The sequence below is a fragment of the Streptomyces capitiformicae genome (assembly GCF_002214185.1).
In the GTDB taxonomy this organism is placed as follows: domain Bacteria; phylum Actinomycetota; class Actinomycetes; order Streptomycetales; family Streptomycetaceae; genus Streptomyces; species Streptomyces capitiformicae.
This window is the reverse complement of the sequence record NZ_CP022161.1, coordinates 8295305-8308968: the sequence shown is the minus strand read 5'-3', so window position 1 is coordinate 8308968 and position 13664 is coordinate 8295305. Positions and strand designations below refer to the sequence as shown.

The following is a 13664-nucleotide window of genomic DNA, read 5'->3' as shown; positions in this document are numbered from 1 at the left end:
CATTCTTCAAATGTCAACAAAATAGGGGCGTACAGGACTCATGCAATGTGGTCGCTGATACAGGTGACGCTGCGGCATCGGTGTCCACATTGACTTCCTGTCCTGCCACAATCGGCCTGCCCCACTCCCGTTCGGACTGGTGCTCCACACCGGCGCAACGCGCTCACGCAGATCGCGGCCAGCTGTTGCACCTCCGTCGGCACCGCACCCACCTACACAGCAGCGGCGATCAGCCTGCACACCAACCGCACAACCGGCCCGCGCTCGTCAACCGCCCGGAGCGGTCGGCGCCTCCGGAGCGGGCACGGCGGCACCGGTCGAGGGCAGTGGATGCAGCTCCCCCGCTGTCCCCTCGCGCGGCGGTCCGTCCAACCCCACCTGGGCGATACGGACCCCCAGTTGGGTGCGGCTGGCCGCGCCCAAGGTCTCCGACAGGCGGGCGATGTGGGCGCGGCAGGTGCGGACGCTTATGCCGAGGCGTTCGGCGACGACCGCGTCCTGGTGGCCCTCCGCGAGCAGCGCGGCGATGGAGCGCTCCCGGTGGGTGATGCCGGCGATGCCGCTGGAGGGGAGGGGGGCGGTGAGCGGGAGGCCCAGCCGCCAGAGCCGTTCGAAGACGGTGACCAGGTACTCCACCAGCGCGGGGTGGCGGATCTCCAGGGCCATCGTGCGGTCGGCGTTGGCGGGGATGAAGGCCACGGTGCGGTCGAAGACCATGAGGCGTTCCACGACCTCGTCCAGGGTCCGGGCCTCCGCCGCGTCCCCCATCATCTCCATGTAGTTGTGCAGGCCCTGCCCGTGCCGGGCCACATGGGTGTACAGGTCCCGCATGCGCACACCCCGGCGGCACATCGCCAGTGCCCGGTGCAGCCCCTCGCGCAGCTCGTCCTCGCGCCGGATGCCGCCCGGCTGGACGGTCAGCACCTCCGTGATGCACCGGTCGGTGGCCTCGTCGATCGCCGCGCGGATTCGCGCCAGCCCGTCGAGCACCCGGATCGCCGTACTCTCCACCGGCGGTTGCGCCCGCGAGCCGCCGAGCCCCGCATACCACTCGACGGCGTCGACCGCCGCCCCCATCCGGGCCTGACTGGCGCTCACCTCCGCGTGGACGCTGCGCAGCAACCGGGTCATCACCTCCTGCGGGGAGGTGGGTACCAGCCAGCCCATGTCGTCGGGGTCGGGGTGCAGCAGCGCCAGCTCGACCAGGCAGGGAGCGGCCTCGGCGTCCTCGCGCGGGACGCGGCCACGCCGTACGGCTCTGGAGTACACACGGTCCCCGGCCTCGCAGAGCCGATCGGCACCGTGTGGGTGCTCGTCCGTCGCGTGCCCGGCCATCACCCAATTCACCCCCGGTTCCAGCCTGTTCGCAGCGCAACTATGCGCGGCCCGAACCGGCTCCGCAACACGGCTCCACCGTCTTCCTGCCCCGATGGGCCACCATGTGTCCCGTTCTGTTCACCCCTCAGGTATTCCGCGCTGCAACAAGCTGAAAGAACGGACGTGTGCGTCTCCCGGAGGGAGGCGGCAGAAGGGAACGAGGGCGGAAAGAGGCCCTCGGCTGCTTCCGCCTCCCCCACCCGGCCGTACTTCAAACACTCCGTTTCCCCAGGTCACGATCGCTTCCGTCAGCTCCCGGAAACGAGATAGTGACCAGTTTGTTACACCTCACACTTAACGTCGGGCCATGGCGGACATATTTGACGCGTACGCGTTGGCCGACGCGTGGGACGAGATGTTTGAGCGGCCGGGTGAGGTCAGGACCGCCTATGAGCCGGTGCTGGCGGCCCTGCAGCCCATCGAACCGGCCGAACTGAGGTTCAGGGCGGACCAGATGGCCCGTGCGTTCACGGACCGGGGTGTGACGTACGCCTTCGCGGGCGAGGAACGACCATGGCCGCTGGACCTGGTGCCGCGGATCCTGGACGCACTGGAGTGGGACCTCATCCAGCGCGGGGTGGCCCAGCGCGTACGGGCACTGGAGGCGTACCTCGCGGACGCCTACGGGCCGTGCCGGGCCTTCGAGGACGGCGTCGTGCCCTGGCGGCTGCTCCTCAACTCCCCCCATTTTCATAGATCCGCGCACGGGGTCGAGCCTCCGGGCGGGGTCCGTATCCATGTCGCCGGCATCGACCTCGTACGCGACGAGGCGGGCGACTTCCGGGTGCTGGAGGACAACGTCCGGGTGCCGTCCGGCGTGTCGTACGTCATCGAGAACCGGCGTGCGATGACCCGGGTGTTCCCCTCGCTCTTCGCCGAGCAGCATGTGCTGCCGGTGGACGGCTACGCGCAGAAGCTGCTCGCCGCGCTCCGGGCCGCCGCGCCCGGCGGGATCGGGGATCCGCGGGTCGTCGTGCTCACCCCCGGCCCGAACAACGCCGCCTACTTCGAACACGCCCTGCTGGCCCGGCTGATGGGTGTGCAGCTGGTCGAGGGGCACGATCTGGTGTGCCGGGGAAACCGGGTGTGGATGCGGACCACACGCGGGGAGATGCCCGTGCATGTCGTATACCGGCGGCTCGACGACGACTTCCTCGACCCGCTCCACTTCCGGCCCGACTCGGTGATCGGCTGCCCGGGCATCATGAGCGCCGCGATGGCGGGGAACGTCACACTGGCCAACGCGGTCGGCAACGGCATCGCCGACGACAAGCTGCTCTACACGTACGTACCCGACCTGATCCGCTACTACCTCGGTGAGGAACCGATTCTCCCGAATGTGGAGTCGTTCCGGCCGGACGAGCCGGGGCAGTTGGAGGCGGTGCTCGACCAGATCGACCGGCTCGTCATCAAGCCCGTCGACGGGGCGGGCGGTCAAGGGATCGTGATCGGTCCGAAGGCGGACCGGGAGACCCTGGAACGCACCCGCGAGGCCGTCATCGCCGACCCGCGCGGCTGGATCGCCCAGCGGCCGGTCGCCCTGTCCACCTCCCCCACCCTCTCCGGCGAACGCATGGCCCCACGCCACATCGACCTGCGCCCCTTCGCCGTGAACGACGGCAACGAGGTGTGGGTGCTCCCCGGCGGCCTCACCCGCGTGGCGCTCCAGGAGGGCAACCTCATCGTCAACTCCAGCCAGGGCGGCGGCTCCAAGGACACCTGGGTGCTCGCCGAGGGACCCGCCGAGCAGCGGTACGAGGAGGTCGGCGGCCCGCTGGAGAAGGCGCCGCGTCAGCTCGGACCGGACGGCGCCGGCACGGTCGTACAGGAAGGGGCACAGCAGCAGTGAACGACGTGATCCTCTCCCGGATAGCGGAGGCCCTGACCTGGACGGGCCGGTACGTGGAGCGCGCCGACGCGACCGGCCGCATCCTCGACGCCTACCTCCACCGCCTCCTCGAAGACCCCTGGCGCGACGAGGACGCGGCCTGCCGCTCGCTGTACGCGATCCTCGGCGTGGACGCGCCCGACCAGCACTGCGACATGCAGCAGGTGCTGGACCAGCTGGCGTTCGACGCCCGGTCGACGGGGTCGATCGAGGGCGCGCTCGGGGCGGCCCGGCTCAACGCGCGCAGCGCCCGTGAGGCCGTCTCCTCCGAGATGTGGGAGTGCCTCAACTCCACCTGGCACGCGCTCGCCGACCAGCGGACGGCCGCGCGCCGCACGGGTGGCCCGTACGCGTATCTGGAGCTGGTACGCCGGCGGGCGGCCCTCTTCTTCGGCCTCGCCGACTCCACCATGAGCCGCGACGACAGCTGGCGTTTCGTCGTCCTCGGCCGCAGCCTGGAGCGGGTGGACATGACCGTACGGCTGCTGTCGGTGCGCGTGCTGGACGCGGCGCACGCGCCCGACTGGCCGACGCTGCTGAGCGCGAGCGGCGCCGACGAGGCGTACGCGCGCGTGCACGGGGGCTTCGGCGACAGCCCCAAGGTCGCCGAATTCCTGCTCCTGGACCGCGACTTCCCGCGCTCGGCGCTGCACGCCCTGACCACGGCGGAGGAGTGCCTGGCGGCGCTCGGCCGTCCCCGTCAGGACCCGGCCCGCCGCCCGATCGGCGCCCTGCGCACCCACCTCGAATACCTCGACTCCGAGGCCTTGGAGGCCGGACTGCCCACGCTGCTGCGCGACTTGCAGCAGGCGTGCATGGCCTCGGCGGAGGCGGTGGCCGAGAAGTTCTTCCCGTACCAAGGTCCCGTCGAGTGGGCCCAGGAAGGAGCGTGAGGACGGCCATGGTTCGCCGACTGCGCATCAAGCACACCACCCGCGTCGCATACGCCCAGCCCGCGGCCTCCTCGCACAACGAGGTCCGTATGACCCCGCTGACGCTCCCCGGCCAGACCACCCTGGACGCCCGTGTCCTGGTCAACCCGTCCACACCCACCTGGTCGTACTGGGACTACTGGGGCACCCAGGTCACCGGCTTCGACCTGATCGACCCCCACTCCACCCTGACGATCACCGCGTCCAGCCTGGTGGAGACGGCCCCGCCGGAGCCGCTGTCGGACGCGCCGGGGTGGGCGGAGATCGCCGCGGCGACCCCCGACTCCCGCCTCCTGGAGTACCTGACCCCGACCAGCCGTACGACACTCCCGGCGGACCTGCTGGACAAGGCCCGGGAGGCGGCGGACGGCCTCGACGTCCACGAGACGGCGGTCGCGGTCTCGTCGATGGTCGCCGACCACGTCTCGTACGTGCCGGGCGCGACCGGCGTCCACACCAGCGCGAGCGAGGCGTGGGACCAGGGCGCCGGCGTCTGCCAGGACATCGCCCACCTCACCCTGGGCATGCTCCGCGGCCTGGGCCTGCCCGCCCGCTACATCTCCGGCTACCTCCACCCCGAACGCGAGGCCGAGCTCTACCGCCCCGTCGCCGGCCAGAGCCACGCCTGGATCGAGTACTGGGCCGGCGACTGGACCGGCTACGACCCCACCAACCGCGTCCGCGCCGACGAGTCCCACGTCGTCGTCGGCCGCGGCCGCGACTACGACGACGTCACCCCGCACAAGGGGATCTACCGGGGGGTGCCCGGGGGGCCGCCGGAGGTGACGATCGAGTTCACGCGGGTGGCGTGAGCCGGGTCAGGAGGCGATCAGGTCACGGGTGGCGGCGGGCGTCATCAGGTCACGGGGGCGGCGGGCGTCAGGAGTCGGTCGAATCGTCCGACGGCCGTACGTAGTTGGTCAGCACGCAGCCGCCCTCGGCCTCGACCCGGGTGAACCCCTCCGGGGTCTGCATGCCCGGGTTGCAGTCGAGGAGCATCAGGCCCTTGTCGAGGAAGGTCTGGATGTAGTCGCTGTCCACGTCGAGTGCGAAGTCCATCCCCACCATCAGGGGGTCGTCCTCGTTCTCGTCGATGAGCGCCACGTCCTTCTGGAACTGGGTCATGTCGCTGACGTACAGGAACTCGATGTCCCCGTCGTCGCCGAGCTCGCACTCGCCGCCGCCGTCGAGGGCGGCGCTCACCTCCGACTTGATCAACCGCATCTCGCCGGACGAGAAGTAGTCGGTGTCGGTGCAGCCGCCGATGTTCTTCTCCACATAGCTCGCCACCCCTTCGGTGTTCGAGGCCATGGGCAACTCGACCTCGTCGCCGCAGGCGGTGAGGGTCAGGGCGAACAGAAGGGCACAGCCGGAAGCGGCCAAGCGGGTACGCACGGGGGTTCCTTAGGTGATCGAGCGGAGTGAGGGATGGGGGATGGGGGATGGGGGATGGGGGATGGGGGATGGGGGATGGGGGATGGGGGATGGGGGATGGGGGATGGGGGTGGAAAGCAGGGAGCGAGGATCAGGAGGCCGTCGGAGCGAACGAGAGCAAGCCGTCCACGGCGGTCGTCAGGCCACGCAGGACCGAGCCATCGGCTGTGAGCCGCACGGGGGCACGGGGGCCAGCGGGTACGGCGTCTCGAAGACGTGCGGGACACGGTGGGGGCGGCCTTGGAACTCGCCCACGATGCGGGGGCGGAGCTTCCAGGGATTGCCGGGGGCGGCGAAGGAGTCGGCGTCAAGGCTCCACGCCGGCTTCGCGGCGGAGCCGGGCGGCCGGGGGCCGTGACCGTCGTACGTGGCAGCACTCGCGGTGCCTTCAGCGCCGGGACCGGCGGTCTTCTCCGTGCCCTTGTCGTCGGCGGCGTCGGAGCGGCCGAGGCCGCACCTCGTGAGCAGCGTCGACGGGAGTGCCGACGCTGCTTCGCTGATCGGCGTGCGGCTGCGTGTTGTGCGCGCACGCGGCTTCGTTACGGCCCCGTTGGTCGGCATCCGACAGTCGTCCCCCGTGATCACGACATGACAGTCGGCTACCTTAGATCATGCCGTGATCTTGGTACGGGGATTTCACGGGACTCCACAGGATCTGCGCGAGAGCGCGGACCGGAGCCGGGGCAGGGAGGCCCTAGTTCAGCTTGAGGGCGTTGCAGTCGGCCTTGTAGTCGGACGTGCAGATCTCCTTGACGGTGTAGATCTCGTCGTCGATGACGGTGTCCTTGATGTTGTCCTTGGTCAGCGCGACCGGGGGGACCAGCTGGGACGGGATGTTCTTGGTGGTGGGGGAGTCGACGCTGTCCTTGGCGAGGGCGTCGAACTCGATGGAGCGGGCCTGGACCTTGGCGACGGCCATCTCGGCGGCGGCGTTCGCCTCCAGCGGGAACGACTTGTACACGGTCATGTACTGGTCGCCGGCGACGATCCGCTGCACCGCGTCCAGGTCGGCGTCCTGCCCGGTGACCGGCGGCACCTTGGAGACCCCGGCGGTCTTGAGCACGTCGATGACGGCACCGGCGATGCCGTCGTTGGCGGCGTAGACGGCGTCGATGTTGTCGAGGCCGAGCTTGGAGACCGCCTTCTGCATGTTGACCTTGGCGACCTTCGGGTCCCAGTCCGTGGTGTCGTACGTCTCGGAGATCGTCACGCTGTCCTGGAGCTCGGAGAGCGCGCCGTCCCGGAACATCGCGGCGTTGGGGTCGGAGACGGACCCGTTCATCATGACGATCTTGTTGGCGGCGCTGTTGCCGAGCTCCTCCACCAGGGCGCGGCCCTGCACCTGCCCGACGAGCTCGTTGTCGAAGGAGACGTAACCGTCGATCGGGCCCTCGGCCAGCCGGTCGTAGGCGATCACGGGGATGCCCGCCTCGTCCGCCGTCTGCACGGCGCTCGCGATGGACTTGGAGTCCACGGCGGAGATGATGATGATGTCGACCTTGTCGGCCACCATCTGTTCGAGCTGGGTGATCTGGGTCTCGGGGTCCTTCTCGGCGTTCGCGTACTTGGTGACGCCCTTGTTGTTCGTCAGCTCGGCGATCTTCTTCTTGATGATCGGGTAGTCGAACTGCTCCCAACGCTGGGCGTCCTTGTCCGGGAACAGCACGCCCACGGTGATGTCATCGCCCTTCGTGGGGCTCGCCTCGGCGCTGTCACCCACGTCCACGACCCCGCAGGCGGCGAGGGAGACGGCCGCGGCGGACGCGGCGAGGACAGTGGCGGTACGGCGCACGGTGGTGCGGCAAGCTTTACGCACACTGAGGGCGTTGCTGGTGTTAAGGGCGTTCACATCAAGGGCCTTCCGGGCGTGGGCGCATCACTGCGACCCATATGGCTGAAAGCCAACGCGGTGATAACCTCAGCGTCAAGGAGTAATCACTTAACGAGATGACAACAGCCTCGTGTGGTCTCGGTGTGAAGAGGGTAAAGCAAGAGGCTCACGGTTTCGCCGCGCGATCTTCACCCTGACACGAGCCAACGGCTGCCGCCGCGAACCGCTCTGCCCGAGCGGCCGCCGCGCGATTGCCCTTCGAGTACAAACGGGGTTCGAGCCGGCGGGGGGGGCGGGCCGCCTGGTCGGGGTCGGCAGGTCAGGGACCACGACCGGGCTCCACGACTAGGCTCCCGGGATGGACGCGGACACGACGACGGAGACCGGGATGATCTCCGTTCCCCCGGGCTCGGTGCCCCTATCCGACCGACGGACCCGACGGCAGTGGGTGGCCGATGTCACTTCCTTCCGACTCGCGGTGCATCCCGTCACGCGCGGGGAGTACGAACGCCTGCGGCGCCTGCGGGGCGGCACACCGACGACCGGAACACCGGCCGACCGGACCCCCGCGGTGAACATCTCATGGTGGGATGCCGTGCGCTTCTGCAACGCATTGTCGGAGCAGGAGGGATTGACCCCGGCATATGCCATAGCCGATACCGATGAGGAAGAGGGCGACTCGGTGGAGTGGTCGCCCTCCGCCGACGGCTACCGGCTCCCCACGGAGGCCGAGTGGGAGTACGCCTGCCGGGCGGGCACCACCGGCCCTCACTACGGCCCTCTCGACGACATCGCCTGGCACCGCGCCAACTCCGGCGAACACCTCCACGAGGTGGGCGGCCGCCGACCCAACCCCTGGGGCCTGCACGACATGCTCGGCAACATCTGGGAGTGGTGCTGGGACCTCTACGACCCCGACGTCTACGGCACCTACCGTGTCCTGCGCGGCGGCGGCTGGTTCGACGAGCACTGGAGCTGCCGGGCCGGCGTACGCAGACGGAGCCATCCGACGTTCCGGGTGGACGACGTGGGGTTCCGGGTGGCGCGGTCGGGGACGGGATGAGCATGTTCGTACCGGGGCGGGGACTATCTGCCGCGGCCCCGGTTGGGGTGGGGGCCGCCCGGTCCTTGTTGTGGTGCCGGTCCTTGTTGTGGTGCCGGTCCTTGTTGTGGTGCCGGTCCTCGTTGTGGTGCCGGTCCTCGTTGTGGTGCCGATCCTTGTTGTGGTGCCGATCCTTGTTGTGGTGCCGGTCCTTGTCGTGGTGCCGGGCGGGCGGGGCCGGTGCGCGGTGTCTCGCCCGGGGCCTGCGGCGTGGTGGGGTTGCCGGGGCGTGGCGTGCTGCGGGAGCGCGCGGCGGCGGCCGCCGAGGTGGGGGACGCCGGTGAGGCCTGGGCCGGTGGGGTGGGCGTGGTCCGGGACGTCGCGGCGGCGGCCGCCGATGTCTGGGACGCGGGTGCGTCCGGTGCCGTCGGGGTGAGCTGGGCGGCGGCCCGGGGGGTCAGGAGGGGGCGGGCCTGGTCCTCGATGTGGGCGAGTCTGGTCGGCCACTCGGGGCCGCCCTGGGCCCGGCCGGCCTCCCGCAGCCGTAGTTGGGTGGCGACGAAGGCATCGCTCTCGGCCGCCGTCCACGGCCGTACGCGCTCGGTGTCGAGGGCCTGGCGCAACCCCGGCGGGCCGGCCCAGTTCCCCGTGTCGTCCAGGGAGTTGCTGTAGCGGGGCTTGCTCTCGCCGCGCCGGTAGACGCTCGCCAGGTCGGCGAGGGCGCCTCGGTCCACCCGGTCGGCGAGTTCGCGGATACCGACGTACGACTCGTCGGCGTTCGCCTGCACGGTCAGCCGTCCCTGGCCGCGGTCTGCGAGCTGCTCGAAGTACCGGTTGACGATGCCCTGGTTGCTCATCGCCTGCGGCACGCCCATGAACAGGGCCTCGACGCGCGCGCCGGACTCCCGGTAGGCGCGCATCTTCTCCTCCACGGCCTGGGCGTTCTGCGAGGTCTCCTGGATGATCGCGTGCAGTCCGTGCTCACGGACGTACGCCTCGGCCTGGGCCATCCAGGCCCGCCCGTCGGCGCGGGTGTAGGCGGCCATGAGGGTGTCGTCCTGGGCCATCAGCCGGGCGTACTCGGGGTGGTACGGCTTGTAGAGGTCGCTGTCGACGTCCACGAAGCCGCCGTGCCGGTTGAGCACGCCGGCCACCATCTCGGTGACCCTGCTCTTGCCGGCGCCGGGCTGGCCCACCAGGAACACCACGGTGGGCGTCTGCTGCCCGACGCGGCCCGCCAGGAGGTCGGGGACGATGCGTTCGCGGAATATCCGCTGGTTCTCGGCGTCGGGCAGCCGGTGCCGCTCGACCTCGGCGGGGTCGATCACGCGAGACCCTCCAGGACTTCGCGCGCGACCCGGGCGTAGTGTGCGCGGGCCTCGGCGATCCGCTCACGATCGGCCGAGCGCAACTGCTCACGTTCCTTGGCCAGTCGGCCCTGCGCGGCCCGCGCCGCCTCGATGACGGCGGGGTCGGGGGCGTCCTTGGCCTCCTCCGCCGCGATGAGCGCGCTGTAGGCGCCGACAGCCCCGTTGACGGCCTCGACCGCCGCCTCGTAGGCGGCGGTCTCCTCGTTCGACCAGTCGTGGGGCTCCAGGTCGTGCGTCACCGAGATGCCGTTGTCCCGTGCGGTCATTGTTCCTCCCGTGTCCCGCTGTGTCCGCCGTGTCCGCCGTTTCCGGTGGTCATTCTGGGGGACGACGGGGTGCGGGGGGTGGGTTCCCGGGGGTGGGTTCCTGGGGCCGGGCCGGTACGTGGGGCTTGCGTGCCGCCGACCGTCCGCTCAGCCCTCGACGGCGCCCTCGGCCCACTTCCGCAGCAGGGCCTCCCGCTCCTCCCGCCCCGGCGTCCCCTCCCCCGCGTGGGCCCGGCCCCACTCCGCCAGGGCGTCCACGTCCGCCGTACCGGCCACGAACCGCTCCAGCAGGGCGACGGACAGGTCGTACTCGGACTGGACGTACCCGCCGATGGCCGGTGCCGCGTACGTGTCCAACTCGACGGTCCCGTCGGCGGTTTCGACATGCACCTCGAAAAGGCCCGGGAGGTCCGTACCGACGCCGACGACGTTGAGCGCCATGTCGACGGCAGTGCTGGCGAACAGCCGGGCGGAGGATCTGGCCCGTACGTCCCGCACGGCGACCGACCGGACCTCCGCCCAGCCCCAGTGACCTCTCTGATCCGTGCCGAGCCCCTCCAGTCCGTCCCGCGTCAGCCGCACCGCACGCGCGTACCCCTCCGGCTCGGCCCCGACGTACACCCCGCCGTCCTCGGCGATCCAGAACAGTCCGACCATGGCCATGCTTGCCTCCCCGGGAGCGGTGCGCTCGTAGACGTATCCCCTGATGAGACCTCGTTTCGGCGCGGATGGTTCAGCGGATGCCGTCAGTTGGGCCGACAGTTGCGTCAGCGGTCGCGGCCCAGTGCCGTCCGCAAGGTGATCCCGTGCCGGTGACGCAGACGTCGTATCTCCCACACGGACAGGGCCGTCACGGTCAGCGGTCCGCCGAGGAGGAAGGAGTACAGGACGGCGGGTGGGGCCGCCACGTCGGGGGTGTCGCCGAGGCTGAGGGCGAAGAGGGACCAGACGAGCAGGGGGGAGAGGAGGGCGGGGAGCAGTTCGTGGATGTCGGCCGTGCGGAAGCACGAGTTCAGGGCCATGAACGTGACCAGCAGGGTGGTGACGATGGAGATGAGCAGTACGACGACGCAGCCGATGGCTCCCAGGACCAACAGCGCCATGATGGCCAGGCCGGTGATCATCGTGCCGGCCGTCTCACCGAAGAACCCGAACGTGAGATCGTACCGACCGATGTCGTCGCTGGAGATGATCTCACCGCGCAGCGCCAGGACCATGAGCCAGCACAGCCCGACCCCGAGGACGATGACCCCGATCACGGTCAGCGGCCCGACGAGACGGCGTGCGTACACGCCCCCCAGCGGGGAGCGCGCCGCGAGGATGAAGAGCGTGATCCCGATGGCCCCGGCCCCCAGCAGGATGCCGCACCCCACCACCAGGTTCTCCAGCTTATCGAGGACGAACTCCTGCCGCCCCTTCCGCAGCGGATAGGCCATCACCAGCCATACGGTGGCGAGCAGCCCCAGCGCCGTACGGGCGCGCTGGAGCCAGGAGATGACCGGGTCCTGGACGAGACCGGGCCGGGACGGGGCGGTCAGCTTCATGATGCCGACGCCCAGGACCACCCAGATGTCGTTCAGCATGGGCCTGCTTCCACTTCTCATTCTCCCCAGGGCGGGCACGTGGCTGTGCGCTCGCCATACGACGACACCCAACCCTAATCGATCATGACCACGTCACACTTGCGTGCAGGGCGCACGCTGATGCAGGGAGGAATGCATTGGCGACAGCCTCTCCATCCGCCCAAGGGGCGCCGCAGGCCCACTCGCCACGACGTCACGAACGGCAGAGCCGACGACATGCGCGCCTCCCCCGACCTCGCCACCCGCTGGTGGGCCACCGCACCGGCGCGCACGGCCTTCTCCGTGGACAGCGGGCCTTGCTGCAACAGGACGATCCGCCGACGGCACCGGTCACCTCCACGAACGAGACGAGCGGACGAACCGCGCCCATCTCTCCCGCTGCCGACTGGAGTTCATGCCCACCCACCCACAACCAACCGATCACGTTCGGAAAGCGGATGACGTCCAAGGGACTTGGTCGCGCGGAGACGCTACTCGATCGCTGCTGTAGGACAACGCCGACGTTCGTCTGCGGGATCGATGTACGACGAGCCGGCGGAGGTGATCGTGCCCGAGATCTGGGCCGGGGGTAGACATCGGCAAGTCGCATCACCACGCCGTGGTGATCGATGCGGAGAGCGAGTGGCTGCTGTCCGTCGAGAGGGAATGCGTGGCGGCATCCCCTCTCGACGCCGGCCAGGATCCGAGAGACGGGGAACAGGACCCGGCGAGTCGCGTCAGCGACGCGCTCTCAGTTGCCGCCGACCTCGACCCCGGGCTCGTAGTTGGTCAGCACGCAGCCCTCGACGCTCGCCTTCTCCACGCGGTAGCCGGCCGGGGCAGAGAAGCCAGGCTCGCAGTTCAGGTAGAGGAACTGGAGCTGGTACAGGCCGCTGCGGACGCTCGGGTCATTGCTCTCCACCGCGATGTTCTCGCCGACGAGCAGCCTGCTCACGGTGGCCTTCAGGCGGTTGTCGTCCTTCAGGTCCTCCTGCTGGGCGGCCTTCGCCCGAGTCTGCAGGAGTTCCATGTCGTTCACCATGTCGAGCCAGTTGAGGTTGCGTGCGCGCTGCGCTCCACCGGGCTCCCCGCAGATCGCCCGGTCCCCGATGCCCCAAAGGCGGTGGTCACCGGTGATCACCGGCTGGTAGTCGATCGACTCGACGGCGAGGGAGACAGGGTCGGTCGAGTAGCTGGTGCAGTCGACGGTGTGCGGGTGCACCAACTGCTTCAACTCGGCCAGGCTCCCCGCGCGCGGCAGGCCGAGGCTTCCCGCGGGGGGCTGGCCCGGCTTCTCGGACTCGCCTTCCGCGTTCGGGTCCTGCGGGGTCTCGAAGTTGGGGCTGCCGTCCCCGCCGTCGCTCGCCACGAAGTCGCTCAGGACGCAGCCCTCGACCAGGGCCTTCTCCCGCTTGTAGCCCTCGGGCACGCTGGCCGTCGGGTTGCAGGTCAGGACGCGCAGGTCCGAGCGGGAGAGCTTGAGCGCCGTCTTGGTCTCGGTAGGCGTGACGGCAAAGTTCTTCCCCACGAGCACGCGGCTGAACAGGCCGTAGTTGCGGTCGCCGGAGGCGATCTTCGCCAGCACGCGCTGCTTGTAGCCCTCCTGGAACGCCTTCATGTCGGAGAACATGTAGAAAATGATCTCGCCGTTCTCGACGCGGTCGCTGCACACCCCGCGCTCGGTCACCGACCACTTGCCGACGGCGGTGAACTCGGTGAGCGGCAGTCGGCTGTCCTTCGGGTCCGTGCTCATCTGCTCACACGAGGCGTACCGCTGGACGTAGACCTGCGCCTGCTCGAGCGTGTCGGCGCCGGCGCCGCTGTCCGCAGTGGGGCTGGTCACGGCAGTCGCGCGGTCGGCGTCGGCGTCCTCGCAGGCCGTGATCAGGGAGAAGGAGGCAAGGGCGGCGGTCGCAGCGATTATCCGCTTGAGATGCATGGTTCGCTTCCGTCGAGGCGGTT

13 protein-coding genes are annotated in these 13664 nt (G+C 69.9%); 4 read left to right on the top strand and 9 right to left on the bottom strand.

Annotated features, from left to right (window positions below; translation table 11 throughout):
• Positions 1 to 267 precede the first annotated feature (267 nt).
• The gene (locus CES90_RS37370; protein WP_189787669.1) at positions 268 to 1335 is read right to left on the bottom strand and encodes a helix-turn-helix transcriptional regulator; all 1068 of its coding nucleotides are present in this window, start codon (positions 1333 to 1335) and stop codon (positions 268 to 270) included.
• Positions 1336 to 1684: 349 nt separating this feature from the next.
• Between CES90_RS37370 and CES90_RS37365 the strand changes: the two genes are divergently transcribed.
• Genes CES90_RS37365 through CES90_RS37355 form a run of 3 tightly spaced genes read left to right on the top strand, consistent with a single transcriptional unit; the run spans position 1685 to position 5009 of the window.
• Entirely contained in the window at positions 1685 to 3226 is a 1542-nt protein-coding gene (locus CES90_RS37365) for a circularly permuted type 2 ATP-grasp protein (RefSeq protein ID WP_189787670.1), read from the top strand.
• Positions 3223 to 4158, top strand: coding sequence for an alpha-E domain-containing protein (locus tag CES90_RS37360; RefSeq protein WP_189787671.1), 936 nt, complete (start codon positions 3223 to 3225; stop codon positions 4156 to 4158). Before CES90_RS37365 ends, CES90_RS37360 begins: the two co-directional genes overlap by 4 nt.
• A gap of 8 nt (positions 4159 to 4166) precedes the next feature.
• On the top strand, positions 4167 to 5009 hold the full coding sequence (locus CES90_RS37355) for a transglutaminase family protein (RefSeq protein ID WP_189787672.1): 843 nt from the start codon (positions 4167 to 4169) through the stop codon (positions 5007 to 5009).
• Positions 5010 to 5076: 67 nt separating this feature from the next.
• Here the strand turns inward: CES90_RS37355 and CES90_RS37350 are convergent, their stop codons facing one another.
• The 3 genes from CES90_RS37350 to CES90_RS37340 form a co-directional block, all read right to left on the bottom strand.
• Entirely contained in the window at positions 5077 to 5592 is a 516-nt protein-coding gene (locus CES90_RS37350) for a hypothetical protein (protein ID WP_189787673.1), read from the bottom strand.
• Positions 5593 to 5769: 177 nt separating this feature from the next.
• Positions 5770 to 6192 (bottom strand): hypothetical protein, encoded by a 423-nt coding sequence (locus CES90_RS37345; RefSeq protein WP_189787674.1) that lies wholly within the window; start codon positions 6190 to 6192, stop codon positions 5770 to 5772.
• Between the two features lie 133 nt (positions 6193 to 6325).
• Entirely contained in the window at positions 6326 to 7447 is a 1122-nt protein-coding gene (locus CES90_RS37340) for a sugar ABC transporter substrate-binding protein (protein WP_232791354.1), read from the bottom strand.
• 373 nt (positions 7448 to 7820) lie between these two features.
• Here CES90_RS37340 and CES90_RS37335 point away from each other — a divergent pair, with 373 nt between their 5' ends.
• Positions 7821 to 8525 carry a formylglycine-generating enzyme family protein gene (locus tag CES90_RS37335; RefSeq protein WP_189787676.1) on the top strand — a complete coding sequence of 235 codons (705 nt, stop codon included), beginning with the start codon at positions 7821 to 7823 and terminating at the stop codon, positions 8523 to 8525.
• 23 nt (positions 8526 to 8548) lie between these two features.
• Here the strand turns inward: CES90_RS37335 and CES90_RS37330 are convergent, their stop codons facing one another.
• From CES90_RS37330 to CES90_RS37310, 5 genes are all read right to left on the bottom strand, one after another.
• Positions 8549 to 9832, bottom strand: coding sequence for a zeta toxin family protein (locus CES90_RS37330; RefSeq protein WP_189787677.1), 1284 nt, complete (start codon positions 9830 to 9832; stop codon positions 8549 to 8551).
• Positions 9829 to 10140 carry a hypothetical protein gene (locus tag CES90_RS37325; RefSeq protein ID WP_189787678.1) on the bottom strand — a complete coding sequence of 104 codons (312 nt, stop codon included), beginning with the start codon at positions 10138 to 10140 and terminating at the stop codon, positions 9829 to 9831. The genes CES90_RS37330 and CES90_RS37325 overlap by 4 nt, the downstream gene beginning before the upstream one ends.
• 147 nt (positions 10141 to 10287) lie before the next feature.
• On the bottom strand, positions 10288 to 10803 hold the full coding sequence (locus CES90_RS37320) for a hypothetical protein (protein WP_189787679.1): 516 nt from the start codon (positions 10801 to 10803) through the stop codon (positions 10288 to 10290).
• A 104-nt stretch (positions 10804 to 10907) separates the two neighbouring features.
• Positions 10908 to 11723, bottom strand: a complete 816-nt coding sequence (locus CES90_RS37315; RefSeq protein WP_189787680.1) for a hypothetical protein — start codon at positions 11721 to 11723, stop codon at positions 10908 to 10910.
• A gap of 730 nt (positions 11724 to 12453) precedes the next feature.
• Positions 12454 to 13641: a hypothetical protein gene (locus tag CES90_RS37310; protein ID WP_189787681.1), complete on the bottom strand. Its 1188-nt coding sequence runs from the start codon at positions 13639 to 13641 to the stop codon at positions 12454 to 12456.
• Positions 13642 to 13664 lie beyond the last annotated feature (23 nt).

Bases quoted from the DNA above. Each gene is read 5' to 3' on its own strand.
- CES90_RS37310 (WP_189787681.1), bottom strand. From the start codon at position 13,641: ATGCATCTCAAGCGGATAATCGCTGCGACCGCCGCCCTTGCCTCCTTC.
- CES90_RS37345 (WP_189787674.1), bottom strand. From the start codon at position 6,192: ATGCCGACCAACGGGGCCGTAACGAAGCCGCGTGCGCGCACAACACGC.
- CES90_RS37320 (WP_189787679.1), bottom strand. From the start codon at position 10,803: ATGGCCATGGTCGGACTGTTCTGGATCGCCGAGGACGGCGGGGTGTAC.
- CES90_RS37370 (WP_189787669.1), bottom strand. From the start codon at position 1,335: ATGGCCGGGCACGCGACGGACGAGCACCCACACGGTGCCGATCGGCTC.
- CES90_RS37365 (WP_189787670.1), top strand. From the start codon at position 1,685: ATGGCGGACATATTTGACGCGTACGCGTTGGCCGACGCGTGGGACGAG.
- CES90_RS37335 (WP_189787676.1), top strand. From the start codon at position 7,821: ATGGACGCGGACACGACGACGGAGACCGGGATGATCTCCGTTCCCCCG.
- CES90_RS37325 (WP_189787678.1), bottom strand. From the start codon at position 10,140: ATGACCGCACGGGACAACGGCATCTCGGTGACGCACGACCTGGAGCCC.
- CES90_RS37355 (WP_189787672.1), top strand. From the start codon at position 4,167: ATGGTTCGCCGACTGCGCATCAAGCACACCACCCGCGTCGCATACGCC.
- CES90_RS37315 (WP_189787680.1), bottom strand. From the start codon at position 11,723: ATGCTGAACGACATCTGGGTGGTCCTGGGCGTCGGCATCATGAAGCTG.